Here is a 24,673-nt window from a genome sequence, read left to right as displayed (position 1 = left end):
AATTTATTTCTCTGACCGTTGTTCCATGTGTTTTTCAAAGAAGGCTCTTATCATCACCTTTTCTCCTGGAGGCAGGTTGTAATAAGAGCCTGGTGTTATGTTCTTCTCGATAAATAAATAATACATAAGCTGGATCTCAGGATCTGACTCTATTTTTTTTTAACCTCTTCTACCGTAGTAACCCGATAGCCGCTCAGTTTCTCGATTTCCCGGGAAATATCCTCGATTTCGCCTGGAAGAAGCATGGTTTTGATCATTTCCAAGGGCGTAACCGCATTATATTTTTGCTTAAGATCCTCGGACTTCAGATCGGGGGAGATCACACCGGCCAAGAGAATGTGAACTTCCATATCGCCGCCGGCATGACTGTTTTTAATCTCAGCCACCCGGTTGAAGCTGAGGGCCCGTAACCGGAAGATGATATCCCCGCCGCAGGCTTTGCTCAACCGCTTTAACTTAATCTCTTTCTCCGGCATATTGGGCCGCTCCCCTTTAAGCAACAGCTCTAAGGTATCCATTATCTCGCCTCCACAGCGTCAAGAAGTTCATAATCCGTAAAGGTAAAGGGAGCCTCGATCTTTCCGTTGGTGGCTACTTCCCAATCGGCCAGAGTCAGATCGTCGAAGCTTACATTTTTCAGTACAACCCGCTCAGCGCCATAGGCATCCGGATCATTCAGCTTGGAGATCACCACAAAACGCAAATCTTTGCCGTTGCGGATCGAGGCGCCAATAGCGTTAGCCATCCGGCTGGAGACCTTGTGCATCCGCAAGGAGCCTGTGCAGCTGATACTGGAGACTTTCTTATCCGTAGCCATCCGACCGCAAATTTGCACATCTTCTTTATTAAAGCTTACTTTAGCCTGCATACCATAGCATTCGCCCACATAGGCGTTATCCAGCCAAACTTCCAACATGTTATCCTGCGGGCTGTTTTATCCCACAGTTCTATATGTTTCCACATAGTTCAGACTATATCTTCACCCCTTAAGGGTGGCGGGTACTCGTGTTGGGTTTATTGGTTGCCTTCCTCACCCATTAGTCGTTGCACCTTCCAGGCTACTTTCGGGCTTCGCCTGACTCGGCTCAGAGTTGCCATAGCATAACAAAAGAAGTGCTCATAAAGCACTCCTTAGAATCAAATTAATCTCATCAATTTGAGTGTATGGTATTCTTAATAATGCAATGCCGTAACGAGAGCAGAATTCGTCCTTTATTTTCTCACTTCTTTTAATTGATGCAAGTTTTTCTTGGGCATTGACCCATCTTCCAACTTTATAATGCAATTCTCCATCGTATTCTATTAACAGTTTCAGTTCTCCCTTATCATTGAATACGGCGAAGTCAAAAGGTAAATAACTTTTATGTTTGCAACGTTCATCTCGATATTCTCTTACAAAGTTATAACTATGTTCGACTAAAAAGTCATAAATTCTTTTTTCACCTTTTGATTCAGCGCAGTGTGGGCATCTTACTCCTTGCAGAAAGTTGCCAGCTCGCATACTAAATTCTCGACCACAAAAGACATGTTCAAACTCAATGTGCACGGCATCACCTTTATATTTCCCCAAGACCTTATATTCATCTTCGACCAAGGATTTAACCTCTTCAACATATTGCTCGTGGGTCTTTTTCCTTAGGTCTCCAATTCGGCCATATCCACATATCGGACAGGTATGACCAGCTAAAACGTGTTTTGGTGAAGCTTCAAAAGTATGTCCGCAGTTTATATTCCTAAATAGCACCTTTTTACTGTTGTTTACATAGTCGCTTAAAGCCACACAGGCACCGTTTGTTTTATCTTTTAACCGGTTAACAAACTCCCTGTGCGAGTTAGCATTACATCTACCGATATGCTGGTGCGCGCAAATAAAGCATCTTCTCCCCCTTTGGAATGAATTCCATGTGGCTTGATAGATATGCCCTTTATTGCATTTAATGTCGAGCTTAGTATGCGCATTGATGTAATCCGCAGAGAGTAATTCGTACCCTTCAAGATGGAAATAGGCACACAACTCTGCTACATTTTTCTTTTTTGACATTGAAACAGCACCTCCGAAAGTGCGTTCGATAATTAAATTGTAGGAAGAAGGCTCGGAAAACCTTCTTGTTCAATGGGATTCGCGATTCCTATATGTTTATAATACCATACTTTTGTTGCTATACCTTAGGTTTTCTCTGAATTCTCCCGCTTTATTACCTGATTATTACTAATCAGGAGGGCAAAGTTTCACCCCATGTACCAGACATTACTCTTTTCGCACTATCCATTTGTCCATTCCTCCTTAAATCACAATATCCAGATCGATATCCTCAATAGCATCCAGGATCTTAATGCTGGCTTTGAGATAGACCTTATCTCCGGTGTTGGCCTCTTTGATCTCCTGTTCGGACAGAGCGGAGGTATCCACGCCCGCGGCCTGCAAATAAGCCTCCTGAGCTTCGGTATCGATACCTACCGAGCTGGTTCCTGGCTGCAGGATTCCGTCCAGCTCCAATTGAGCGAAATAGCCGCTGATCGCTGTGATCAGCAGGCATTTGTTATCGTAGCTATTGGCATATTTGCCGATATAGTTATCCTGAGCGGTCATCTTAATATCGTTGCGGATCATATCCACAGCTTCCACAATCTTGATCTTCTTAAATATTTCGCCTTTGTCAGGGTTAGACGTTTGCAGGCTATTCACTCCCCGCCCGACTTTAACTTTCTCACTATCGTGGAAAATAATAAACTCACCACGGTCAATTGCTGTATCCATGTCCGCTTTGGCCAGCCTGGCCACATCGGTAACCTCAGGCAGTGGAGCATAAGTGCAGCTGATGGTCAGGGGAGTACCGGCAATCAGCCCGGCAATCCGGGAGCAGTAGCCCGAGGCGTCATAAGTAGCTGTTCCCACTTGAATGCCGGAAGTTGTGAAGTTTACAACTGCTTCACTATCTTCAGCCTTGTGGGGCAGCACGGTTTTAGGTGTCAATCCATTGGCACGTTGAGCGGCTACCCATGAGGCAATCTCTGTCGCTTCGGCAGCATCACAGTCCAGGGGACCGACGACATAATCGAAAGTCTGCGTAGCTAAATAGCTTAAAGCGGTGGCAAGGTTCTCAGCCGTATCAGGCAGTACATAGACAACCACCTTGCGCGGCGGGTGCACATAGCCCAAAAACGTGCGACTGATATAATCCTTATTCAGTGTTCCCAGAGCTGCGGGGATCTGGGTCACATTGGTCAGTACATGCGCCCCTTGAGCGGTCGTAGCAGCGTCCTTTAAAATAATGGCAACGGTTCCCTTTTGCGAACGTTTAATAGCTGCAGCAGCAGTTGTCTTAAATTCAATATTGATATTTGGGAGTCCCAATGTTTATTCCTCCTCGTATAGACCTCTTTCATTAATGGCGTGATATCTTGCCCATCTGAACGATCTTCAAAATATTCAAACTGCAGATCCACATAGGCTTGATCAGCGTTGTGGCCTCCTGGGCTGGCCGTGACAGAGATTTTTCTGTCTTGAATGGTTAGATGCCCAGCACGAAAAAGATCAAGTACACCTTGCTGGGTCAATAAGAGATTGGTTATATTGCCAGGCTCATCATCCGTGATATCAAAGCAGGTAATAGTAAAATAGACTGTCTCTTGGACGGTTCTGCAGCTCACCGGGGAACGGTTCGCCGTCACAAGTTCAATCATGAAGCTGGGGTGCGCCAAGGGCTCAGGGGGCAGATCCACGTAAATCGTATGGTCAGGGTAATTCTCCGTCAAAAGTTGCCGGATTCCAGTCATAAGTTGAATGTTATTTAAAATGTTGATCCCCCCTCAATGCGTTTTCCTATATTCTCCGCAAATTTTTGAGCTAAACGGAGCGCTTTGGCTTCGATAATGATTGGGGAGGTGTATTTGCTTGCTTCTTCCGTCAGCTTCTCCAGATCTTTAAGAAGCTTATGGTGAGCTTGGGGCAATTCCCTGTGTAACTGATATAGGTCATTTGTGAAAGCGGCAAATTCTTTCTCATTCACGCTCACACCTTGTCTCGCCTCCTTTTTTGATCTCTGAAATATTATTCAGCCGTCTTTCTCTACCTTGGGCCCCTTGGCCGGCGTCATGCCGACTTCGCCGGAGCTATTCGTCTGTACTCAACGGTCCATATGAAGTTGCCAAAGAACAAGGACTGTTAAAAAGAGCTTAGACATTGACATGCGTCTGAAAATATTCTAATATTAGAGCATAATACAAACGCAAAAGTTGGTTGAGCGACCGGACTTTTCAATAACCCAAGCTGTTGGGACCATAATATCTGAAAATAAAACGTAAGTCAATATCAGATCTGAATATTTTACGTAAATATTTTTCTGGAGGTGCTCTTTTTTGTTAGAAAAGATTCAGAGTTTATGTAAGACTCACAAGATAACCTTAACTCAGCTGGAAAGAGAGCTTGGCTTTGGGCGGGGCGCCCTATACAAATGGACCAAAAGCTTTCCGACGGCAGACAACCTTCAGAAAGTGGCCGATTTCTTTAAGGTATCCACGGATTATTTGTTGGGAATCTCTCCCTTCACTAATGCCAAAGAAGCGGGATGCTCGATTCGTGTTGCCGGAATGAAAGCAGCCCTTGATAGTCCTCAAAATAAGAAGCTTATCTGGGATGCAGCCAGGATTAATATTGATTCAGGTTTTTGGTTCAAAGACAGTACAAGAAAATACATAGAAAGCCTGCTCAAAAAAGAAGCGTTTACCGATGTTGAATATTACGACCTAAGCCTTTTTGTGGTTTGGGAGCTGATCTTACCCCCCGATTTCAGGGAGAATGCTCCGGTTGTGTTTGTCCTCTGGGGGCAAAGTATTACTTTCTATCTTGATTACTGGTCTATCCCCAAACTCACCATTGAGGATGAAGAGAGTAAGATCTTCTACAAAGAAGGTCCCGACGATGTTAATGGAGAAGTTTCGAACGAGTACACTCTGTCCGAATTCATTGACAGACCCACGAGACACTTAGCCGCCGAAAGTGTAGAAGAACAAGACCCTTTGACCGGCAGCTACGAACCGGAAACCATAGCCGCTCATCACGACGGGGAAGAGTGGACCGACGAGGAATTAGCGGAAATCGAGAGGTTCAAGGAATTTGTGCGCTCTAAAAAGCGGGATAAATAGAGGTGAAGATATGACTTTGTACGAAACCCTTTGCGCTGAGCTGGCTCAACAGGAAGTTGGCGTTTATGAAGTCTCTCTGCTGCCCAAAATCAAAGGCTTATATTGCGATAAAATAATCTGGCTTAACCGTAACATCGAGACAGAACGGGAAAAAGCCTGTACCCTTGCTGAGGAGCAGGCCCACTATCTTACTTCAGTGGGAGATATTCTGGATCAGCATAAAGTGAGGAATCGGAAGCAGGAGCGATTGGCCAGACGTATGGCCTATGAAAAATTAATTCCCCTTCAAAGCTTTGTGGGGGCTTCCAGAGAGGGGATCAGGAGCAGATATGAATTTGCTGAATATATGGACGTGACGGAAGGCTTCCTGGAAGATGCTTTAGCTTATTACAAGGAAAAGTACGGTCCGCGCGTTGAGTTGGCAAATTATCTGATTTGCTTTGAGCCGCTGGAGGTTATAGAGCTATTTGATGAAAGGTAGTCATTCACCATTATTTTTTTCAATCGGTTTCCTGTGATTTATTAATTGCTTATTTCGAACTCGCTTATTGCGATAAGCATAAAAAATTGTTATGATAGGGAAGAGGAAAAAATAAATATTTAGAAAACGGCGTTATTATTTATACCAGGCATAAATTTTTACTATTTCCAATTCTTCGAAACATTCGGTGGATCAGAAGGGAAGTAAAATGGGCGACAATCGCATGACCGTACTTAAGGCGATGGCTTTCGGGACAAGTATTGCGACCACTCTGGCCGGACTGGTCGGGGGAGGATTTGTGCTGGGGCGTTTTCTTGATCAAAGATTCGGCACTCAGCCTTGGCTTTCACTTCTCTTGATGATTTTAGGTTTAGGATTGGGAGGATGTTATTTGGTTGTTACACTGAGAAAGTTTGGCGTTATGGATGACAAAAAATAATTTAATCCTCCTGCTGGTAGGAACCTCTTTCATTCTTATGGGAGTGGCAGTGACAGGCAATTCCAATCTCTTAGGTGCGCTCCCGGGCTATGTACTAGGTTTTTTGCTTACTTTTTGGTTACATAGGGATACTCTGCGCAGCGTGGATGACGAAGTGGTTATCGCGATTAAACGCATGCGTCGGAGTTTTTTTGCGCGTTTAGGCATGGTAACTTTGGTGGTTGTTGCAGTGGGCCGTTTCCAAGCGGCCTGGCTGTTTCCTTTGGCTTTGGGTATAGCCCTGGGCCTGGCAATTTCTCTCATGGCAAGCATAAAGAACATTTTAAGCAGTGGAAAGGGGTGAATTGATAGACAATGCATGAAACGATATTGTGGGAAATCGGGGGCATGACACTCCATGGCAAAACCCTGATCATGACTTGGATAGTTATGGCAATTATCATAGTTTTTGTACTCTCTGGGGTTCGGCATCTGACCAGCGGTAAGCCGGGAAAAATGCAGAATGTCCTGGAGTGGATGGTTGATTTTGTTCGCAAGCTCATCTCAGACAATATGGACTATGAAAAAGGCAAGCCCCTTCTAGGTTACTTAGTTACTCTGATTTTATTCGTCTTTACATCCAATGTGTTCGGCTTGGTGCCAAACTTTACTTTTGGTCTTTTGCATAATGTGGAGTTCGCCAAGTTGAACGAGATCTTCCATGGGGCAGCTTTAATGTCGCCAACCGCCGACATCAACACCACGATGGCTTTAGCCTTGATGACTATGGGTCTAGTTTTCTATATGGGAATAAAACATAAAGGCTCTCATTATTTTCATCATTTTTTAGAGCCCCATCCGGTATTTTCGCTGATTCACGTCATTGACTTATTGTCCAAGCCAATGACCTTAGCCTTCCGTCTTTTTGGGAATATCTATGCCGGGGAGGTTCTTATCTCCGTCATTCTGATGCTTCCTGGTATTTGGGTATTAGGCGGAATCTTGCCGGATACCATCTGGCTGGCCTTCAGCGTCTTCATCGGGGCGATCCAATCCTTTGTCTTTACGGTCTTGACCACAGCCTATGTGGCTCAAGCAGTGGCTGAGGATTAAGAAGTTATATCCAATCTTCGTTTATTTTCAGTGCTGAAATATGCACTGAGGAATAATACTTAAAATTTTATCGGGGAAATAAGAAAGGAGGAAACTCTGTGGACGTATCTGCTGCTGCTGCACTTGGTGCAGGGATTGCTGCTGGATTAGCAGCCCTCGGAGCTTCACTTGGTAATGGTAGTGTCATCACGAAAACTGTGGAAGGTATTGCCCGTCAGCCTGAAGCTAAAGGGGCTCTGCAATCCACCATGTTTATCGGTGTCGGTCTGATCGAGGCTTTGCCTCTTCTGACCTGGGTACTTGCCTTACTTCTCATGTTCACTAAGTAGTCTGCAATACATGGGCGAGATCTTAAGTCCCAGCCCGTCAAGAACAAGGGGGAACACTAAGTTCCCCCTTGAAAAAATCATCGCTGGACAAGACTTGAGAGGGGGGTAAATATTGAATCCCATACATTTTGATTTAACATTGGTCGTCCAGGTCTTATCTTTTTTGCTCTTGGTTTATATTCTCAGACGATTCGCTTGGAATCCCCTCATCAATATGATGGAGGAGCGCCGCAGTCAGATTGAGGCTAACATCGCCAATGCCGAAAAAGAGCGCCTGCAGGCTGAACAAATAAAGCGCGAATACCAGGAAGAAATGCGCAAAGCCCGTCAAGAAGCTCAGGAAGTCATTGCCAAAGCAACCAAACTGAGCGAGCAGCGAGCTGCCGAAATTCTCGCCGCTGCCCATGGCGAAGCCGAAAAGATTAAACAGTCGGCTTTGGCTGATATTGAACGGGAACGGGATCGGGCCATTGCTCAGGTCCAAGCACAAGTCGCCGATTTGTCTGTGGCTGTCGCCGAAAAAATTATTCGTAAGAACCTGGATGTCAGAGGCCAGGAAGATATGATTGAGCAATTTATTCAAGAAGTAGGGGAATTGCCATGTTAAAGGGAGCGATAGCTCAGCGGTATGCCCAAGCCTTGTTTGAACTTGCCGTCCAGGAAAATTTGGATGGTATCGAGGCTGAACTTCAGGAGCTGGTGCAGTGTGTTGAACAGAATGCTGAGGTAGCCCACGTCCTTTACCATCCGCACATTTCTCTTTCCGAGAAGAAAGATCTGATGAACAAGATTTTCGCCGGTGAATTAAGTGTCACTGTGCGAAATTTCCTCAACCTGCTGATCGATCGCAGAAGGCAAAACTATCTTCTGGAGATTGCCCGGGTCTTTGCACGTCTGGCTGACGAAGCCCGCAATATTGTGGAGGCTAAAGTTGCCAGTGCAATTCCCCTGAGTGAGACTCAAGAGCAGCGTTTGCATCAGGAGTTGGCCCGCATGACCGGAAAGAATGTACGGATGGTTAAGGAAGTACGTCCGGAGTTAATCGGCGGTGTCATGATTCAGATCGGGGACCGTGTGATGGATGGAACCGTGGCCTTTAAATTACAGAGGATTCGCCAAAGCCTCAGCCACGCTTAAAAGGGTCGAGAGAACCTCAAAAAATAGGGGTGAATAGACGAAGATGAATTTACGTCCAGAAGAAATAAGTTCAATTATCAAACAGCAAATTGAACGTTATGATAGTGCAGTGGAGGTAGTGGATGTAGGTACCGTAATCCAAGTTGGGGACGGAATTGCCCGGGTTCATGGTCTGGAAAAGGCTATGTCCGGCGAGCTTCTGGAATTCCCCGGCGGCATTTACGGGATGGCCATGAACCTTGAGGAAGATAATATTGGCTGCATTATCCTCGGTAAATTTACTGAGATCAGAGAAGGAGACCAGGTCAAGCGGACCGGTCGTATTGTGGAAGTTCCTGTAGGAGAAGCCATGATTGGCCGCGTCGTCAATGCCCTCGGTCAGCCTATTGACGGAAAAGGTGAAATCAAAACCGATAAATTCCGTCCCATTGAAAACATTGCCCCGGGAGTCGTCTATCGGAAATCCGTTCATGAACCACTCCAAACGGGACTCAAATCCATTGATGCCATTGTTCCCATTGGCCGCGGCCAGCGGGAGTTGATCATCGGTGACCGGCAAACCGGTAAAACAGCGGTGGCCGTGGATACCATCATCAATCAAAAAGGCAAGGATGTTATCTGTATCTATGTCGCTGTAGGACAAAAAGCTTCCACAGTGGCCGGGGTGGTAAAAACCCTGGCAGATCATGGCGCGATGGATTACAGCATCGTGGTTTCCGCCACGGCCTCCGAGCCTGCTCCCATGCTTTATATCGCACCCTATTCAGGATGCGCCATGGGTGAAGAATTCATGTACAACGGCAAGCATGTTCTGATCATCTATGATGATTTGACCAAACAAGCGGCCGCTTACCGTGAACTGTCCCTGCTTTTGAAACGTCCTCCCGGCCGTGAAGCCTATCCTGGAGACGTCTTCTATCTCCATTCCCGTTTGCTTGAACGGGCTGCCAAACTCTCCCCGGATTTGGGCAGCGGTTCCATGACCGCCCTTCCCATTATTGAGACTCAAGCGGGAGACGTTTCGGCTTACATTCCCACCAACGTTATTTCCATCACCGACGGGCAGATCTTCCTGGAGACTGACCTTTTCAACGCCGGCTTCCGTCCGGCCATTAACGTGGGGATTTCCGTATCCCGGGTTGGCGGCTCCGCACAGATTAAGGCGATGAAACAGGTGGCCGGACAATTGCGCTTGGATTTGGCTCAGTATCGTGAGCTGGCGGCTTTTGCCCAGTTTGGCTCCGACTTGGATAAGATCACCCAAATGCGCCTCACCCGCGGAGAGCGCATGATGGAAATTCTCAAGCAAAAACAATATGAACCTATGGTCGTCGAAGAGCAGGTCGTTGTTCTCTATGCAGCGGTTAAAGGCTTCTTGGACGATATCCCGGTGGATAAAATCAAGAGCTTTGAAGAAGAATATCTGCGCACCATGCGCACCACTAAAGCTGATCTCCTCGCGAAAATCCGCACGGAAAAAGCCCTTAACGATGAGCTGAATGCTGAGATTGAGAAGGCTATCACTGAGGTTAAGGAAGGTTTCTTAGGGTAATTTTGCCCATAAAGTTTTTCATGCGGAATAACGAATAAAGGGGGTAGGTGAACCAGGTGGCAAGTGCACGTGATATACGACGCAGGATTCGTGGCGTACGGAATATGCAGCAGATTACCAAAGCCATGAAAATGGTGGCTGCATCCAAATTACGTAAAGCTCAGGAAAAGGTCATCGCTGCCCGCCCTTATGCCCGCCAATTACAGGAAGTTCTGGCACGTCTTGCTCAGGATCAAGCGGATGTAACCCATCCTCTCCTTATGGAGCGTCCTGTGCAGCGGGTAGGCTATATCATCATTACATCGGATCGAGGCCTCTGCGGAGGGTATAATACGAACCTGATTCGGATGACCAATAGTAGTATTGCAGAAGAAACTCACGACGTAAGACTCGTTGCCGTTGGACGCAAAGGGCGAGATTTTTACCGTCGTGGCAAAATTGAGACCATTGCCGAATTCGTAGGGCTAGGCGATAACCCATCCTATGGACAGGCTAAGGAAATTGCTCAAGAAGTGATCGGTCTTTATGAAAGCGGAGAATTGGATGAAGTCTATCTCCTCTATAATGAATTCGTCAGTGCAATTTCCCAACGTCCCACCCGGATCAAGCTTCTTCCCATTGAAAAGCCTAAGCAGGTGTCCAACACGGAGTATATTTTCGAACCTTCCGCCGAGGAGATTCTAACCACTCTCCTTCCTAAATATGTGGAGACTCAGGTATTCCGCACCTTGCTCGAAGGCAAAGCCAGTGAGATGGGAGCAAAGATGACCGCGATGGGGGCTGCAACGGACAACGCTAAAGAGGCTATCGAGCGGCTGACCCTGCAGTTGAATCGTGCTCGCCAAGCGGCGATTACCACGGAAATTTCCGAAATTGTCGGGGGCGCCAGCGCTCTCGAATAATCCAGGGCCAAAACGCAAAAAGGAGGTTTCTCGCCTGTGAATATCGGCAAAATTGTGCAAATCATGGGAGCGGTAGTTGACGTAGAGTTTGCTTCCGAGGCACTGCCAGAGATTTATAGTGCTGTTAAAGTCACGGTTCCCGAGAAGAAGATCGATCTCACCCTTGAGGTCGCTCAGCACTTGGGCAACAATACAGTACGCTGTGTGGCCATGTCTTCTACCGACGGCCTGCAGCGGGGCATGGCAGCTCTCAATACCGGAGCTCCCATTACCGTTCCTGTAGGACCGGCGACTTTAGGGCGTATTTTTAATGTTCTGGGAAAGGCCATTGATAATGGGGAAGAAGTCCACACGGACACCTCTTATCCCATCCATAGACCTGCTCCAGCCTTTGTGGATCAAGATCCATCAACGGTCATGCTGGAAACAGGGATTAAGGTTATCGACTTATTAGCCCCCTACTCCAAAGGGGGTAAGATCGGACTCTTCGGTGGTGCGGGTGTAGGTAAAACCGTATTGATCCAGGAGCTGATCAATAACATCGCCATGGAGCACGGCGGTCTCTCTGTTTTCGCCGGCGTCGGCGAGCGGACCCGTGAAGGAAACGACCTTTGGAACGAGATGAGAGAGTCCGGGGTTATCGACAAAATGGCCATGGTTTTTGGTCAGATGAATGAACCCCCCGGCGCCCGTTTGCGGGTAGGACTGACCGGATTGACCATGGCGGAATACTTCCGTGATGTGCAGAACCAGGACGTGCTGCTCTTTATCGATAACATCTTCCGCTTTACCCAAGCGGGTTCTGAGGTTTCCGCCCTCTTGGGCCGTATGCCCTCAGCGGTAGGTTACCAACCTACCCTGGCCACCGAAATGGGTGCCCTCCAGGAGCGGATTACATCCACCCGGAACGGCTCCATCACTTCCGTACAGGCTATCTACGTGCCTGCGGATGACTTGACTGACCCTGCTCCGGCTACCGCCTTCGCTCACTTGGATGCCACCACGGTTCTTAACCGTGCCATCTCTGAGAAAGGGATTTATCCCGCTGTTGACCCCTTGGATTCCAACTCGCGGATTCTTTCCCCGCAGATTCTTGGTGAAGAGCATTATAAGGTGGCCCGCGATGTCCAGCAGATTCTGCAAAAGTATAAAGAACTCCAGGATATTATCGCCATTCTCGGTATGGATGAGCTTTCGGAAGATGAGAAACTCGTCGTCTCCCGGGCCCGCCGGATTGAGCGCTTCCTGTCTCAGCCCTTCCATGTGGCTGAAGTCTTCACAGGCTCACCTGGTAAATATGTTCCGATCAAGGAAACCATCCGCGGCTTTAAAGAAATCGTGGAAGGTAAGCACGATAACCTGCCGGAAGCGGCTTTCCACATGGTGGGAACGATTGAAGAAGCTATTGAAAAAGCCAAAGCATTGGGGGCATAATTATGGCAGGGACGTTTACACTCCGTGTCGTTTCCCCGGAAGGCAATGTGCTTAAAGAAGAAGCGGAATTTGTGGTACTGCCCGGGGGAAACGGTGAAATCGGGATTTTGCCTAATCACGCACCTTTGATTTCCTCCATCGAAATCGGTGTTATTCGCTACACGGTTAATGGCAAAGTAGAAAAAATAGCCACCTCCGGCGGATTCGTGGAAGTATCGGATAATAAGGTAACCATTTTAGCTGATACAGCGGAACCCGGTGAGAGGGTTGATCTGGATCGTGCCCTGGCAGCTAAAGAGAGAGCCGAAAAACGTCTGACTCAGAGAGAGGGAATTGATGTCCGACGTGCTGAGCTGGCCCTCATGCGTGCTGTAGCAAGGATCAACGCAGCTCGGAATTAGCAGCTTTATTATCTGTGTCATCATTCGATTGAAAAAGAGGTTGTCTCTAAACCAGAGTAAAAGCAGTTTTACTCGTCTGAGGCAACCTCTTTCTTTTTGGTTTATATTGGTTTACATGCGGATGAAGAATATTTTAAATCCTTGCAAAAAAACCGTTATCTTTTCGAGGCTTTGGCAAAACTAGAATTAAAGAGAGCAGAAAGCTGAACGAGAAGATAAGGTGTGAGGATATAGTGAAGAGAACAGCGTCCTTGACGTATTTTCGAAATACCCCCTTAAGCGCCCAATTGCTGATCGTATTATTAGGAGTTGCCGTATTTAGCCATGCTTTTCTATGGAATCAAGCATTTTCTCCCGCAGTGAAGGCACAGGATAAGCATCCCTTACTATTAAGTACAGGGCTGCTGGAGGCCCAGGAAGCAGAATTGCGCATCATCCTTTGGTTTGCAAAAGGTAAACCTCAGGAGAATTTTCTTAACAAGCTGCCGCAAGAAGGTTGGGTCTGGCAGGAGTCTCATCCCGCCAATTCAATGAGTGCAGGTTATTCCCTGGCCGGATATACCAGAATTAGTCAGAAGTCGGAACAAGCCGTTTTTTCATGGTACCAAGGATTGGTACAGGATGTCGGCCAAGCAGGCGGCATCGCTTACCTTGATGAAAGAGTCCCGGAAGGGATGGATATAGCTCACTATGCTTTGCAACAGAATATTCTTCCCCGGCAATTTTCCTTGTCTGAGAGTGTCTCTTCAGTGGCAGGCTGGCAAGAATCCTTGTTGCCGAGAGTTGTTGCGGGTAACGATAAAGTCAATATTCAAGTGATCAGCCAAGGGTATGGTCAAGGCAGGACCGCCTTGGCAATACCGGTTTTGCTGGAAGAATTTTAAATCATGGCTAAACCCGGTAATAAGCAGGAAATTCGGGTGCTTGAAGAGAATATAAGCAAGTCGGATAAGTTTTGGCTAAGCTTTTAAACAAATCCAGGGGGATTTGTTGGCCTATAGATAGTTTTACATAATTGGGGGTGCCTGGACACTTGAGCAAAATTATTGTTGCTGGCGGTAGTTCCTTAGAAGGGAAAATCACCGTAAGCGGAGCAAAAAACGCAGTACTGCCTTTAATTGCTGCCAGCTTGTTGTCTCCGGAGCCGATACGCATTGACGATGCCCCGCATTTACTGGATGTGGACGTCATGTGTCAGGTTATAGGAGCATTTGGTGCATCAGTGAGGCGAGAAGGATCGCAATTGTATATAAATACACCGGAAATCACCAGCCTGGAAGCGCCCCATGATTTAGTATCCCAAATGAGAGCATCCATCGTTACCATGGGACCGGTGCTGGCCAGAACGGGGAGGGTGCGGATTTCCCACCCCGGAGGATGTGCCATCGGTTCACGGCCGATCAATTGGCATCTCAAAGGCCTGGAAGCTCTGGGGGCGGAAATTCGCATGGATCATGGCTATCTGGATGTGAGTGCGACAAAATTAAGGGGCGCCCGTATTTATTTGGATTTTCCCAGTGTGGGTGCGACGGAAAACATTATGATGGCCGCAGTCGGCGCCGAAGGCACCACCTTTATTGAAAATGCTGCCCAAGAGCCGGAGATCATCGATTTGGCGAATTTCCTGAACCAAATGGGCGGGAAAGTCCGGGGGGCCGGTACCAGTGTGATTCGTATCGAAGGTGTTCAGGAGTTGCATGGTGCCAATCACACCGTCATCCCGGACCGCATCGAAGCAGGCAGCTATCTGCTCATGGCCGCCGCCGCCGGCGGCGATATCTTTGTTCAAAATGTGATCGCCGACCATTTGAAACCCCTCCTGGCCAAGATAGAAGAGGCAGGGGTGTATTTCCGTGAGGAAGATGATGGCATCCGTGTGGTAGGTGAAGGTGTCTATAATGCTGTTGATATTAAGACCCAGGTTCATCCGGGGTTCCCGACGGATCTGCAAGCGCCCTTCCTGGCCTTCTTAACCCGGGCCAATGGGACGGGGGTGGTCACGGAGACGGTGTTTGAGAACCGCTTCATGCATGTGGATGAGCTCAAACGGATGGGCGCCGAAATTAAAATTGAAGGCCGCAGTGCCATCATCCAAGGAAATTCAAATCTAACGGCAGCCCCCGTCACCGCTACCGACTTGCGTGCCGGTGCAGCCCTGATCCTTGCCGCCTTAACGGCAGACGGTGAAACAGAAATTCAAGGGGTTCACCATATCGACCGCGGCTATGAGTATGTGGTGGAGAAATTAACCGGGATTGGTGCCCAGATTCGCAGAGCAGAGTAAACATATTGTCCCTCCCCTTTGCATAGTGTTAAGCATGGGCTTGGCCTATGAGAGGAGGAGGGACTTTGTGCGCAAAGAATGGCTCAGAATTCTGGTTCTCTTGGTGATAATTATTGTTTTATTTCCTTGGACAGTACTGCGCTGGTACAATCAAAGCGAAGTCAGGACCGAGGACATTGCCATACGGGTCTTGATGCCGGATGGACAAGTAAAATCTCTGGACCTGGAAGACTATCTGGTGGGTGTGGTAGCCGCGGAAATGCCTGCCGAATTTGAAGAGGAAGCTCTCAAAGCTCAGGCCATTGCCGCCCGGACCTATGCCGCCCAACGCATCAGCCAGCGCTCCGGCAATGAGGCCGGCTATGATGTGGACACCACCGTCAACAGCCAGGTTTGGATCTCCGAAGATAAGATGAAAGAGAAATGGAATTTGCTCTCCTATTGGCGCTATCACAGCAAGATAGAAAAGGCGGTAACCAGCACCAAGGATCAGGTATTGGTGGCCGGCGGACAATATATCGATGCCTTTTTCCATAGCAGCACCGGGCGAAAACCCACGGAGCGGGCGGAGGACGTTTGGAGCTCTTCCCGGCCTTATCTGCAGAATGTGGCGGCAGGAGAAGAAAAGCCCACCCGTTATGTAAAAACTTATACCTTTACCCCCAGCGACCTTTATCAAAAAGTCGGTCATTCCAGTACGGCCAAAGCCTTTACAGAATCCGACTTCGTGGTCTTAAGCGAGACAGCGGCGGGACGGGCCAAAGTAGTTCGCGTCCTGGGCAAAAACTACACAGGAGCTCAGATCCGCACCCTGCTGGGGCTGGCTTCCACAGACATGGAGATCACCATAACTCCCCAGCAAATCAAAATCACCACTTACGGTAACGGCCACGCCGTCGGTATGTCTCAATACGGCGCCAATGACCTGGCTAAGGCCGGTAAAACCTGTGAAGAGATCCTCCAACACTATTACCCCGGCACCCAGCTTCTCAACCTTACCAAAGCTTAGGGATGCCTTGTGATTCCCTGGGATTACGGGCAGTTAAAGCGATCTGTCCACCGTTTCGTTTCAGGCTGAATTTCTCTGGATAAGGGATATTCAGCCTTGCGCTTTTTTCCGGATGGAGTGTGTTATACTAAGATAAGGGTCCTGTTTTTGCCCTGATTAAAGCGAATAAACATGGCTGGAACAGCTGCGAAAAAATATAGCTGATAGGAGAGAATCAATGGGAAAGAGTTTAGTTTTAACAGAAAAACCCTCAGTGGGTCGTGATATTGCCAAATTATTAGGCTGCAATCAAAAAGGCAACGGCTGCTTCATCGGCTCCCGCTATATCGTCACCTGGGCCTTGGGGCATCTGGTGACCCTTGCCGACCCGGAAGCTTATGGAGAGAAGTATAAGCAGTGGCGTCTGGAAGACCTGCCCATGCTCCCGAAAGATATGGAATTGGTGGTCATCAAGGAAACCTCCAAGCAATACGCCGCCGTCAAGCAGCTCCTGCGCCAGCCTGATGTGGAGGAACTGATTATTGCCACCGATGCCGGCCGGGAGGGGGAGCTGGTGGCCCGTTGGATTATCGGGAAGGCCGGTTGGAAAAAGCCTATCAAACGGCTCTGGATTTCTTCCCAAACGGATAAAGCCATCCGCGAAGGCTTTAATAATCTCAAACCGGGCAAGGCCTACGAATCTCTCTACGCCGCTGCCGAGTGCCGTGCTCAGGCGGACTGGTATGTGGGCCTGAATGTCACACGGGCCCTGACCTGTAAATACAATGCTCAGCTCTCGGCAGGAAGAGTGCAGACTCCCACCCTGGCTCTGGTAGTGGAACGGGAGAAGGAGATTCAAAACTTTGTCCCTAAGGGTTATTGGACGATCAATGCCCGGGTGCAAGGGTTTTCATTGAGCTGGCAGGATAAGGGCAATGGCCAAAACAGAATGTTTGATCAGAGAAAAGCAGAACAGCTTGTGCAGAAGCTAAGGGGGCATAAGGGCCAGGTTGCCGAGATCAAGAAAGAAGCGAAAAGGGAGCAGCCTCCCCAGGCCTATGATTTAACCGAACTGCAAAGGGATGCCAACCGAAAATACGGATTCTCGGCCAAGCAAACTTCATCCATCATGCAGCAGCTTTATGAACAGCATAAGCTGGTCACTTACCCCAGAACGGATTCCCGTTACCTTTCCGAGGATATCGTCCCTACTCTTCCGGAACGGCTCAAGACCATTGCCGTAGGGCCTTACAGTGAACTGGCCCGCCGGGTTCTGCGCACCAAAATCACCCCTACGAAACGATTGGTGGATAACTCGAAAGTCACGGACCATCACGCCATTATCCCCACGGAACAAACGGTGTTCCTCAATAAACTCAGTCCGGAAGAGGCCAAAATCTATGACCTGATTGTGCGCCGCTTTATCGCGGTCCTGTCCCCGGCCTTTGAATATGAGCAGACCACGGTTAAAGTGGAGATTCAGGGAGAACTGTTCACCGCCAAAGGCAAAATCGTCAAACAAAAAGGCTGGCGAAGTGTCTATGAAGGCAGGGAGGCTGCTGACGAGGAGGCCGACCATGAGGAGCAGGAACAAAATTTGCCGGATCTCCAGCCCAAGCAGACCCTTGAAGTCCTTGACCTGAAACTTTTGCCGGGCAAAACCAAGCCTCCCAAGCGCTACACCGAAGCCACCCTCCTTTCGGCGATGGAACATCCCGGACAGCGGGTGAATGATGAGGCCCTGCGGGAGACTCTGGAAAAAACCAGCGGTTTGGGCACTCCGGCCACCCGGGCCGATATCATTGAAAAGCTCTTTAGTTCTTTCTATATGGAGCGCAACGGCAAGGAAATCGTTCCTACTTCCAAAGGGATTCAACTGATTGGCTTGGTTCCTTCTGAGCTGAAATCTCCGGAGCTCACCGCCAAGTGGGAGCAGCAGCTCAGTGAAATCAGCAAAGGGCGGGAAGACCGGCAGCGTTTCATCCAGGGGATCAAAAGCTATGCCACCCAGCTTGTCTCGGAAGTGTCCGGGAGCGGCCGGACCTATCGCCATGACAATATGACCCGGGCCAAGTGCCCGGAGTGCGGTAAATTTCTCCTGCAGGTCAAGGGCAAACGCGGAGAAATGCTGGTTTGCCAGGATCGGGAGTGTGGTTATCGTCAGGGGCTTTCCGTACAATCCAATGCCCGGTGTCCCCAATGCCATAAAAAAATGAAACTGCAGGGAGAGGGAGAGCACAAGATCTTTACCTGTGCCTGCGGATATCGGGAGAAACTGTCCGCGTTTAACAAGCGCCGGGAACAAGAAGGAAGCAAAGGCTCCTACAATAAAAGGGAAGTCAATCACTATTTGCAGAAACAGGAAAAGGACGCTCCTTTAAATACAGCGCTGGCTGATGCCCTTGCTAAATTAAATCTACCCAAGTAAAAACTACCTAAGTAAAAATTGGAGGAACCCTGACAAAATGTCAGGGTTCATATTTTTTGCAAAAATGTCAGGGTGAAAAGCCTGACATTTTTGCAAACTGCTTCTTCAACATAAGGAAACCGTAGTTTTGCCAAAGTCCCAATCTCCTCTAGACAGCCTTTTCCATAGGGAGGCCGTGGAGCGGATCAGCATAAAGTCGTTGGCATGGCTTTTGCAAGATAAAAGAATCAAAACCAAGCAAGGTATACCTCAAGCTTTAGCAAGCTATACCTGAAGGAACAGAAAGGAGCTAAAAACATGAAAAGGCGTGATTTCATTAAATCCATGGCCGCCGTTGGGAGTGTTACAGCCATTGGCTTAGGAATAGAAAAAATTCCCCGGGTCATCGCCGGCGAAGCCATCACCAATCCTACACCTTATGATGGGGATGCCCTGCCGGTAGAAATGAAAATCGATAAGGCCACCGGGGAAATCATTCTCAATCAGGACGTTGCCTTAAAAAGCAGTGTCTGTCTGGGCTGTTGGAGCAATTGCGGCAATCGGGTGAAAGTGGATAAAAAAAGCGGCAAGATCCTGCGCGTAGTCGGTAATCCTTACCATCCCAGCTGTGCCGAACCGCACCTCCCCTTTGACACTCCGCTGAAGGAGTCCTACCTTTCCTTGGGTCAGTACCAGGAGAATGGCCACACCCAAAGGGCCACGGTCTGCCAAAGAGGGAACTCCGCTTTCCAAATGGTCTATGAGCCCAACCGTATCCTCACTCCTCTTAAGCGGGCAGGTAAACGGGGCGAAGGGAAATGGCAGCCCATCACCTGGGAGCAGGCTTTAGAAGAAACCATCGAAGGGGGCCGGCTTTTTTCCGAGCTGGGAGAAAGTCAAACCATTGAAGGTCTGCGGCAGGTTCGTGACTTAGACACCCCCATCTATCCTGAGCAGCCGGGCTGGGGTGTAAAGGCCAACCAATTTGTCTTCATCGGTGGCCGGGATGACGGACGGACACCTTTCGCGAAGCGTTTTGTCAATAACGCCTATGGTTCCCCCAATCATTTCGGCCATGGCGGTATCTGCGGAATCAGCCGCCGGGTTGCCTATCTGGCCTTCCTGGATACCTGGGATAAAAAACCCCATATGAAGGCCGATTATATGGGAGCGGAGTTTATTATGTTCTTTGGCAATGCACCGGGTCAGGCTGGAGCTCCCTTTCAGCCTATGGCCCGGAAATCGGCTTTAGCCCAGGCTGAAAACGGCATGAAAGCGGTCATCGTCGATCCCGTGCTCCAAAACGGCATGTATAACTCGCCGAAGGCGGAGGAATCCTCCTGGGTACCCATTCGTCCGGGGGGAGACGGCGCCCTGGCTATGGCTATGGTTCGTTGGGCCATTGAGAATGAAAAATACAATGAAAACTATTTGCTATCCCCCAGCAAGGAAGCGGCCCAGAAAAAGAAGTTCCCCTCCTGGACCAATGCCACCTACCTGGTCATTCAGGAAGAAGGACATGCCGACTACGGGAAATTTCTCCTGGGAGAACAGATTGGCCTGGCCGAAAAGGCCGATGAGACCAATCCCAATTATGTGGTTATCGATCAAAAGTCCGGGGAGCCCACTCTCTGTAAAGCTGCAGAGAATGGCACCCTCTTCTACACCGGTAAAATCGCCCTTGGCGATGCCATGGTTACTGTGAAGAGTTCCCTGCAGATTCTCCGGGATGAAGCCACTTCCTATACCTATGAGGAATATGCCAGGGAGTCAGGTTTAAGTCAGGAACGGATCATCAGTTTAGCCAAGGAATATTTCAACCATGGCACCAAAGCAGCCACGGATCATCACGGCGGGGTATCCATGCACTCCAACGGTTTTTATGGCTCCCTGGCTGTGGCGACCCTTAATGCTTTAAATGGCAATATCAATAAAAAAGGCGGCTCAACCAAGAGCGGCGGCGGCTATATCGCCGATGATGCGGGCAAACGCTATGATTTTGCCAAGGTCCCCGGAGGAGTCAAGCCCAAAGGGGTCAAAATCAGCCGGGAAGGAAAAGCCTATGAAGAGACTCCGGAATACAAGGCCAGAAAAGCTAAAGGAGAAAATCCCTATCCCGCTACCTTACCCTGGAGTCCCTTAGCCGATAGTTTGGAGGGTCATGTGATTCCTTCCATGATGGCCGGCTATCCCTACACCGCCAAAATCCTCATGATGTGGATGGCCAATCCTCTCTATGCCACTCCAGGGCTGTTCCAAAAGGATGTGGAGGATTTTCTTAAGGATCCGGAAAAGCTCCCCTTGATTATTTCCATTGACATTATGATGGGGGACTCCACCCAATATGCAGACTATATTATTCCCGATACCACCTTCTATGAAAGCTGGGGAGTGCCGATCATCTGGAATCTGGTCTTAAGCAAGGCCCATGGGGCCCGCCGTCCCATCATTGATCCTCTGGTCCCCAAGACCAAAGAGGGGCACCCCTATTCCATGGAAGCCTATCTGATTGAGATTGCCAAACGCCTGAATCTTCCCGGCTATGGAGAGAAGGGCATTTTAGACGCGGAAGGAAAGCCCACCCCTTTGAACTCGGCAGCAGATTACTTCTTAAAGGCCATGGCCAATATCGCTTTTGATGAAACCCCCATTGCCGATATTGCGGCGGAGGAATTAGCTCTCTCCGGCTTGGCAGAGGATCTGAAGGATGTAAAAGCCAGCCTTTCCCCAGAAGAGTGGCAAAAAGTCTATTATCTGCTGGCCCGGGGAGGACGTTTCGAGGATTATGTGAAGAACTATGACGGGGATAACCTGACCAATAAATTCGGCAAAATCGTCAATATCTACAATCAAAAACTGGGCACCAGCATCAACTGTATGACCGGCCGATACAATCCCGGGACTGCTTGCTGGATTCCCCCTACTTTCGCCGACGGGAGAACCGTGGATGAGGTCTATCCCAGCCAGGAATGGCCCTTTATCGCCGTATCCTATAAGCCCCGCTATCGCACCGGTGCCTGCCTGGACAACGTTCCTCTGCTCAAGGGTCTGCAGGATACCAATCACATCGAAATGAACCTTGAGGATGCCTCAGCCATGGGCATTGCGACAGGGGATAAGGTCAAGCTGATTACTCCCACCGGGGAAGTGGAGGGTATTGCCAAGGTCCGCCGGGGAGTGGGCAAAGGCTCCATCGGCATCGAATACGGCTACGGACATTGGGGCCAATCCGGGGACCAGGGCTTCGAGATTGAGGGCAAAAAACGTGCCGGGGGCGCCAGGGATGGCAAAGGAATTCTTCTCAATCGCCTCGCTTTGCGGGATATCAGCTTAAAGACCCCTCATCCCCTGGTGGATCTGGTAGGCGGCTCAATCGATCGCAACACAGTTAAGGCAAAAATCGTTAAGCTCTAAAAACCCTCATAAGCTGCCTGAGCTGGATAACAGGTTTCATCCTCTGCTGATTCTGCGGCCCGGCAGGGGAGTTGACTATGACAACACCAAAAGGGGGGATAAACATGCCTGAAATTGAAGGAAGTGCCCGGGAGCGGGCTTTAGGCTATGAACTGCTGGCAAGTATTTTCCTTAATGAACCCACCTGGGAGCAGTTTAGGGTTTTAAAGAAATGGGCTGCCGATCTGGAGGAGTCCTGGCTGGAGGAGCTGCTGAGAGAGATAGAGGAAGGGGATCCTGAGCTGGAGGAATTGCAGCAAACTTATTATGATCTTTTCTTCGTTCCTGTCTCGGGACGCTTTGTGCCCCCTTTTGAAGCAGCTATTCGCGGAGCCCGGCGGCAGAAAGGCGGGAAGACCAAGTTCGGAGGATTTTGGGGGGATTCTACCCTGCAGATTAGTCATATTTATCAACAAATCGGCTTTGAGCCGGAAAAAATGACGATCTTTCAACCCCTTAAAGAAATGAATATTCCCGACCAGATTGGTTTTGAGCTTGCCGCCCTTGCCTATCTTTGTCAAACTGAAGAGAGTTGGCAAAAAGCAAAGAAAGACCTGGGAGCCCTTCATCATTGGCAAAAGGTCTTGCTGGAAGAACATTTGAATCAGTGGCTGCCTCAGCTCAGGGAAGATCTGGCCGGAGCCGATCCCACAGGTTTCTACACTTATTTCGCGGGGCTGGCCGCAGAATTCTGCCGGGAAGAAGTGCGGCTCTTAACCGGATCTCCGATACCGGAAAGCACCAGCAATGAAAACATCGAACGAGAGGAGTGGCAATCGTGACTGAACAATCGATTCGTTACGGCATGGTCATCGACTTGCGAAAATGTGTGGGCTGCAACGCCTGCACTGTTTCCTGCAAAATCGAGAACAATGTGCCGGATGGAAAATACCGTACTTGGGTCAAGGAAATGGAAAAGGGAACCTATCCGCAAGTGTCCCGTCATCGCTTGCCCCGCTTATGCAACCATTGTGATAATGCCCCCTGTGAGTCGGCCTGCCCTGTCCGGGCCACTTACCGGACGGAAGACGGCACTATTCTGATCGATTATGACCGCTGTATTGGCTGTAAATACTGTATGGCGGCCTGTCCTTATGATGCCCGCTTTGTTAACCCGGTGCGCAGAACGGCGGAGAAATGCACCTTCTGCTATCACAGAGTACAAATGGGACTGCTGCCGGCCTGTGTTACCACCTGTGTAGGAGGAGCCCGAATTTTTGGGGATCTGCATGATCCCAACAGTCTCGTTTCCCGACTGATAGCCAACAACCCTGTGCAGATTCTCAAGCCGGAGATGAATACCCAACCGATGATCTACTACATTGGTGCCGACCAGGCTGTGCTGGGAGCGGACTATACAGATTTAGAGAAGGGGGGGAAATAAAATGGAAATAACCTATTTAGCCAATGTAGAACATCCGGTTCAGCTGGGTTATTTAATTTCCATCTATTTCTTCTACACAGGACTCAGTGCAGGCTCCTTCGTCCTTTCCAGCCTGGGAACAGTTTTTGGCATCCAAAAATATAAGCCCATCGCTAAGGCCGGGGTGGTCATGGCTATTGCCCTGCTGGCCGTTGCCCCCTTGCATCTTATCGCTGATTTGGAGCAGCCCGCCCGCTTTTATACCCTGTTCTTCCGCTTGAATCCCACCTCCGCCATTTCCTATGGCACCTTCCTGCTTACCCTCTATCCCCTGACCTGTATTTTTTATCTCTGGTTTATGATGCGCAAGGACTTTGCCCTGGGTGCCCAAAAACTAACGGGCTTTCGCCAAGCTCTCTATTCCTTTTTAACCTTTGGCAAAAAGGATCTCTCCCCAGACGCCCTGGCCAAAGACCAAAAATGGATTAAGGGTTTGGGAACTTTGGGAGTACCCCTGGCCCTCTCGGTCCATGGCTACACAGGGTTTATTCTTGCCAATATGCAGGCCAGAGCCCTTTGGCATACGGGACTTATGCCCCTTATCTTCCTCATGTCCGCCATGGTTTCAGGTACAGGACTGCTGATCCTCATCCTGATCCTGACCCAACGCTATTTCTCCCCGGAAAGGGCACTTACCCCCCGGCGCAAAGCTGTTCTTCAGGATATTGCCCGCCTGATGATGTGGTTTATTGTGGTGGATGGGGTACTCATGGCAATTAACTTTATTATCCTCTACTTCGGCAATGCCGCAGGCTATGCCGCTGCCGAGATGCTGCTTGGGGGCAGCCACAGCACCATGTTCCTGGGCGTCGAGATTGGCTTGGGTCTTGTCATCCCTTTCGTCATCACCTTCTGGTCCAAGACCCGGAAATCCCTGGGGCTCATATCCCTGGCCTCCCTATTGACACTGCTGGGGGTTATCGCCATGCGGATCAATTTCGTAGTAGGCGGACAGCAGATTCCTTTAAGCGGGAATGCTCTTAACCCTTATCATGTTGAACCCAGACATCTGATGTTTTTAGGCTGCTTTGCAGTCCTCGAAGTGGTGATTCTCTATCTGGCCTTTAAGTTTTTACCGGTTTATGGCATAGAACCCGAAAAGGAAAGAACCTCAGTCGAACACCATCTTCCTCCTTCCAGTGGGGTTTCAGTCCGCTCAAACTGAAGATAGATCAAGGGACTGTAATCTTACAGTTCCTTTTGCTT

Annotated in this window: 26 protein-coding genes; 20 read left to right on the top strand and 6 right to left on the bottom strand. The window is 49.0% G+C overall.

Translation table 11 applies throughout. The features are described from left to right. Positions 1-149: 149 nt before the first annotated feature. The 6 genes from DHAF_RS23955 to DHAF_RS23930 all read right to left on the bottom strand — a co-directional run bounded on the left by DHAF_RS23955 (position 150) and on the right by DHAF_RS23930 (position 4,016). Positions 150-518: a phage tail assembly chaperone gene (locus DHAF_RS23955; protein ID WP_015945477.1), complete on the bottom strand. Its 369-nt coding sequence runs from the start codon at positions 516-518 to the stop codon at positions 150-152. After that, entirely contained in the window at positions 518-916 is a 399-nt protein-coding gene (locus DHAF_RS23950) for a phage tail tube protein (protein ID WP_015945476.1), read from the bottom strand. Before DHAF_RS23950 ends, DHAF_RS23955 begins: the two co-directional genes overlap by 1 nt. 201 nt (positions 917-1,117) lie before the next feature. After that, entirely contained in the window at positions 1,118-2,041 is a 924-nt protein-coding gene (locus DHAF_RS23945; protein ID WP_015945475.1) for a zinc-ribbon domain-containing protein, read from the bottom strand. Between the two features lie 243 nt (positions 2,042-2,284). After that, positions 2,285-3,355 (bottom strand): phage tail sheath C-terminal domain-containing protein, encoded by a 1,071-nt coding sequence (locus DHAF_RS23940; protein WP_015945474.1) that lies wholly within the window; start codon positions 3,353-3,355, stop codon positions 2,285-2,287. Beyond that, the gene (locus DHAF_RS23935; protein WP_338009693.1) at positions 3,265-3,777 is read right to left on the bottom strand and encodes a phage tail terminator family protein; all 513 of its coding nucleotides are present in this window, start codon (positions 3,775-3,777) and stop codon (positions 3,265-3,267) included. The genes DHAF_RS23940 and DHAF_RS23935 overlap by 91 nt, the downstream gene beginning before the upstream one ends. A 14-nt stretch (positions 3,778-3,791) precedes the next feature. After that, positions 3,792-4,016 carry a hypothetical protein gene (locus DHAF_RS23930; protein WP_015945473.1) on the bottom strand — a complete coding sequence of 75 codons (225 nt, stop codon included), beginning with the start codon at positions 4,014-4,016 and terminating at the stop codon, positions 3,792-3,794. A gap of 343 nt (positions 4,017-4,359) precedes the next feature. Between DHAF_RS23930 and DHAF_RS23925 the strand changes: the two genes are divergently transcribed. The 20 genes from DHAF_RS23925 (at position 4,360) to nrfD (ending at position 24,632) form a co-directional block, all read left to right on the top strand. Beyond that, the gene (locus DHAF_RS23925) at positions 4,360-5,145 is read left to right on the top strand and encodes a helix-turn-helix domain-containing protein (RefSeq protein WP_005815455.1); all 786 of its coding nucleotides are present in this window, start codon (positions 4,360-4,362) and stop codon (positions 5,143-5,145) included. Between the two features lie 10 nt (positions 5,146-5,155). Further along, the gene (locus DHAF_RS23920) at positions 5,156-5,626 is read left to right on the top strand and encodes an ImmA/IrrE family metallo-endopeptidase (RefSeq protein ID WP_005815457.1); all 471 of its coding nucleotides are present in this window, start codon (positions 5,156-5,158) and stop codon (positions 5,624-5,626) included. A gap of 208 nt (positions 5,627-5,834) precedes the next feature. Further along, positions 5,835-6,065, top strand: a complete 231-nt coding sequence (locus DHAF_RS23915; protein ID WP_015945472.1) for an AtpZ/AtpI family protein — start codon at positions 5,835-5,837, stop codon at positions 6,063-6,065. Further along, positions 6,040-6,408, top strand: a complete 369-nt coding sequence (locus tag DHAF_RS23910; protein WP_015945471.1) for a hypothetical protein — start codon at positions 6,040-6,042, stop codon at positions 6,406-6,408. Before DHAF_RS23915 ends, DHAF_RS23910 begins: the two co-directional genes overlap by 26 nt. An 11-nt stretch (positions 6,409-6,419) precedes the next feature. Then, positions 6,420-7,157 carry a F0F1 ATP synthase subunit A gene (gene atpB / locus DHAF_RS23905; RefSeq protein WP_015945470.1) on the top strand — a complete coding sequence of 246 codons (738 nt, stop codon included), beginning with the start codon at positions 6,420-6,422 and terminating at the stop codon, positions 7,155-7,157. A gap of 98 nt (positions 7,158-7,255) precedes the next feature. After that, positions 7,256-7,486 (top strand): F0F1 ATP synthase subunit C, encoded by a 231-nt coding sequence (gene atpE / locus DHAF_RS23900; protein WP_005815466.1) that lies wholly within the window; start codon positions 7,256-7,258, stop codon positions 7,484-7,486. 112 nt (positions 7,487-7,598) lie between these two features. After that, positions 7,599-8,093: a F0F1 ATP synthase subunit B gene (gene atpF, locus DHAF_RS23895; RefSeq protein ID WP_011462233.1), complete on the top strand. Its 495-nt coding sequence runs from the start codon at positions 7,599-7,601 to the stop codon at positions 8,091-8,093. After that, positions 8,087-8,623 (top strand): F0F1 ATP synthase subunit delta, encoded by a 537-nt coding sequence (locus DHAF_RS23890; protein WP_005815471.1) that lies wholly within the window; start codon positions 8,087-8,089, stop codon positions 8,621-8,623. Before atpF ends, DHAF_RS23890 begins: the two co-directional genes overlap by 7 nt. A 43-nt stretch (positions 8,624-8,666) precedes the next feature. Beyond that, entirely contained in the window at positions 8,667-10,175 is a 1,509-nt protein-coding gene (gene atpA / locus DHAF_RS23885) for a F0F1 ATP synthase subunit alpha (protein ID WP_015945469.1), read from the top strand. Between the two features lie 56 nt (positions 10,176-10,231). Then, entirely contained in the window at positions 10,232-11,077 is an 846-nt protein-coding gene (gene atpG / locus DHAF_RS23880; protein ID WP_015945468.1) for an ATP synthase F1 subunit gamma, read from the top strand. Between the two features lie 36 nt (positions 11,078-11,113). Continuing rightward, positions 11,114-12,511 (top strand): F0F1 ATP synthase subunit beta, encoded by a 1,398-nt coding sequence (gene atpD / locus DHAF_RS23875; RefSeq protein ID WP_015945467.1) that lies wholly within the window; start codon positions 11,114-11,116, stop codon positions 12,509-12,511. A 2-nt stretch (positions 12,512-12,513) separates the two neighbouring features. Continuing rightward, complete coding sequence (locus tag DHAF_RS23870) at positions 12,514-12,912, top strand: F0F1 ATP synthase subunit epsilon (protein WP_015945466.1); 399 nt, start codon at positions 12,514-12,516, stop codon at positions 12,910-12,912. Between the two features lie 233 nt (positions 12,913-13,145). After that, the gene (locus DHAF_RS23865; RefSeq protein WP_015945465.1) at positions 13,146-13,796 is read left to right on the top strand and encodes a hypothetical protein; all 651 of its coding nucleotides are present in this window, start codon (positions 13,146-13,148) and stop codon (positions 13,794-13,796) included. A 149-nt stretch (positions 13,797-13,945) separates the two neighbouring features. Beyond that, positions 13,946-15,196 (top strand): UDP-N-acetylglucosamine 1-carboxyvinyltransferase, encoded by a 1,251-nt coding sequence (gene murA, locus DHAF_RS23860; protein ID WP_011462226.1) that lies wholly within the window; start codon positions 13,946-13,948, stop codon positions 15,194-15,196. Between the two features lie 67 nt (positions 15,197-15,263). After that, a complete protein-coding gene (gene spoIID, locus DHAF_RS23855) occupies positions 15,264-16,205 on the top strand; it encodes a stage II sporulation protein D (protein WP_015945464.1) in 942 nt (313 codons plus the stop codon). A gap of 217 nt (positions 16,206-16,422) precedes the next feature. Continuing rightward, positions 16,423-18,612, top strand: coding sequence for a DNA topoisomerase III (locus DHAF_RS23850; RefSeq protein WP_015945463.1), 2,190 nt, complete (start codon positions 16,423-16,425; stop codon positions 18,610-18,612). 297 nt (positions 18,613-18,909) lie between these two features. Continuing rightward, positions 18,910-22,005 carry a tetrathionate reductase subunit A gene (locus tag DHAF_RS23845; RefSeq protein WP_015945462.1) on the top strand — a complete coding sequence of 1,032 codons (3,096 nt, stop codon included), beginning with the start codon at positions 18,910-18,912 and terminating at the stop codon, positions 22,003-22,005. Positions 22,006-22,109: 104 nt separating this feature from the next. Next, positions 22,110-22,826, top strand: a complete 717-nt coding sequence (locus DHAF_RS23840; protein WP_015945461.1) for a TorD/DmsD family molecular chaperone — start codon at positions 22,110-22,112, stop codon at positions 22,824-22,826. Continuing rightward, positions 22,823-23,428 carry a sulfate reduction electron transfer complex DsrMKJOP subunit DsrO gene (gene dsrO / locus DHAF_RS23835; RefSeq protein ID WP_015945460.1) on the top strand — a complete coding sequence of 202 codons (606 nt, stop codon included), beginning with the start codon at positions 22,823-22,825 and terminating at the stop codon, positions 23,426-23,428. The genes DHAF_RS23840 and dsrO overlap by 4 nt, the downstream gene beginning before the upstream one ends. A 1-nt stretch (position 23,429) precedes the next feature. Further along, complete coding sequence (gene nrfD / locus DHAF_RS23830) at positions 23,430-24,632, top strand: NrfD/PsrC family molybdoenzyme membrane anchor subunit (RefSeq protein WP_005815490.1); 1,203 nt, start codon at positions 23,430-23,432, stop codon at positions 24,630-24,632. Positions 24,633-24,673: the final 41 nt, after the last annotated feature.

It is taken from the genome of Desulfitobacterium hafniense DCB-2, from assembly GCF_000021925.1.
GTDB classification, from domain to species: Bacteria; Bacillota; Desulfitobacteriia; order Desulfitobacteriales; family Desulfitobacteriaceae; genus Desulfitobacterium; species Desulfitobacterium hafniense.
The sequence above is the reverse complement of the archived record's forward strand: the minus strand, read 5'-3'. Positions and strand labels throughout refer to the sequence as shown.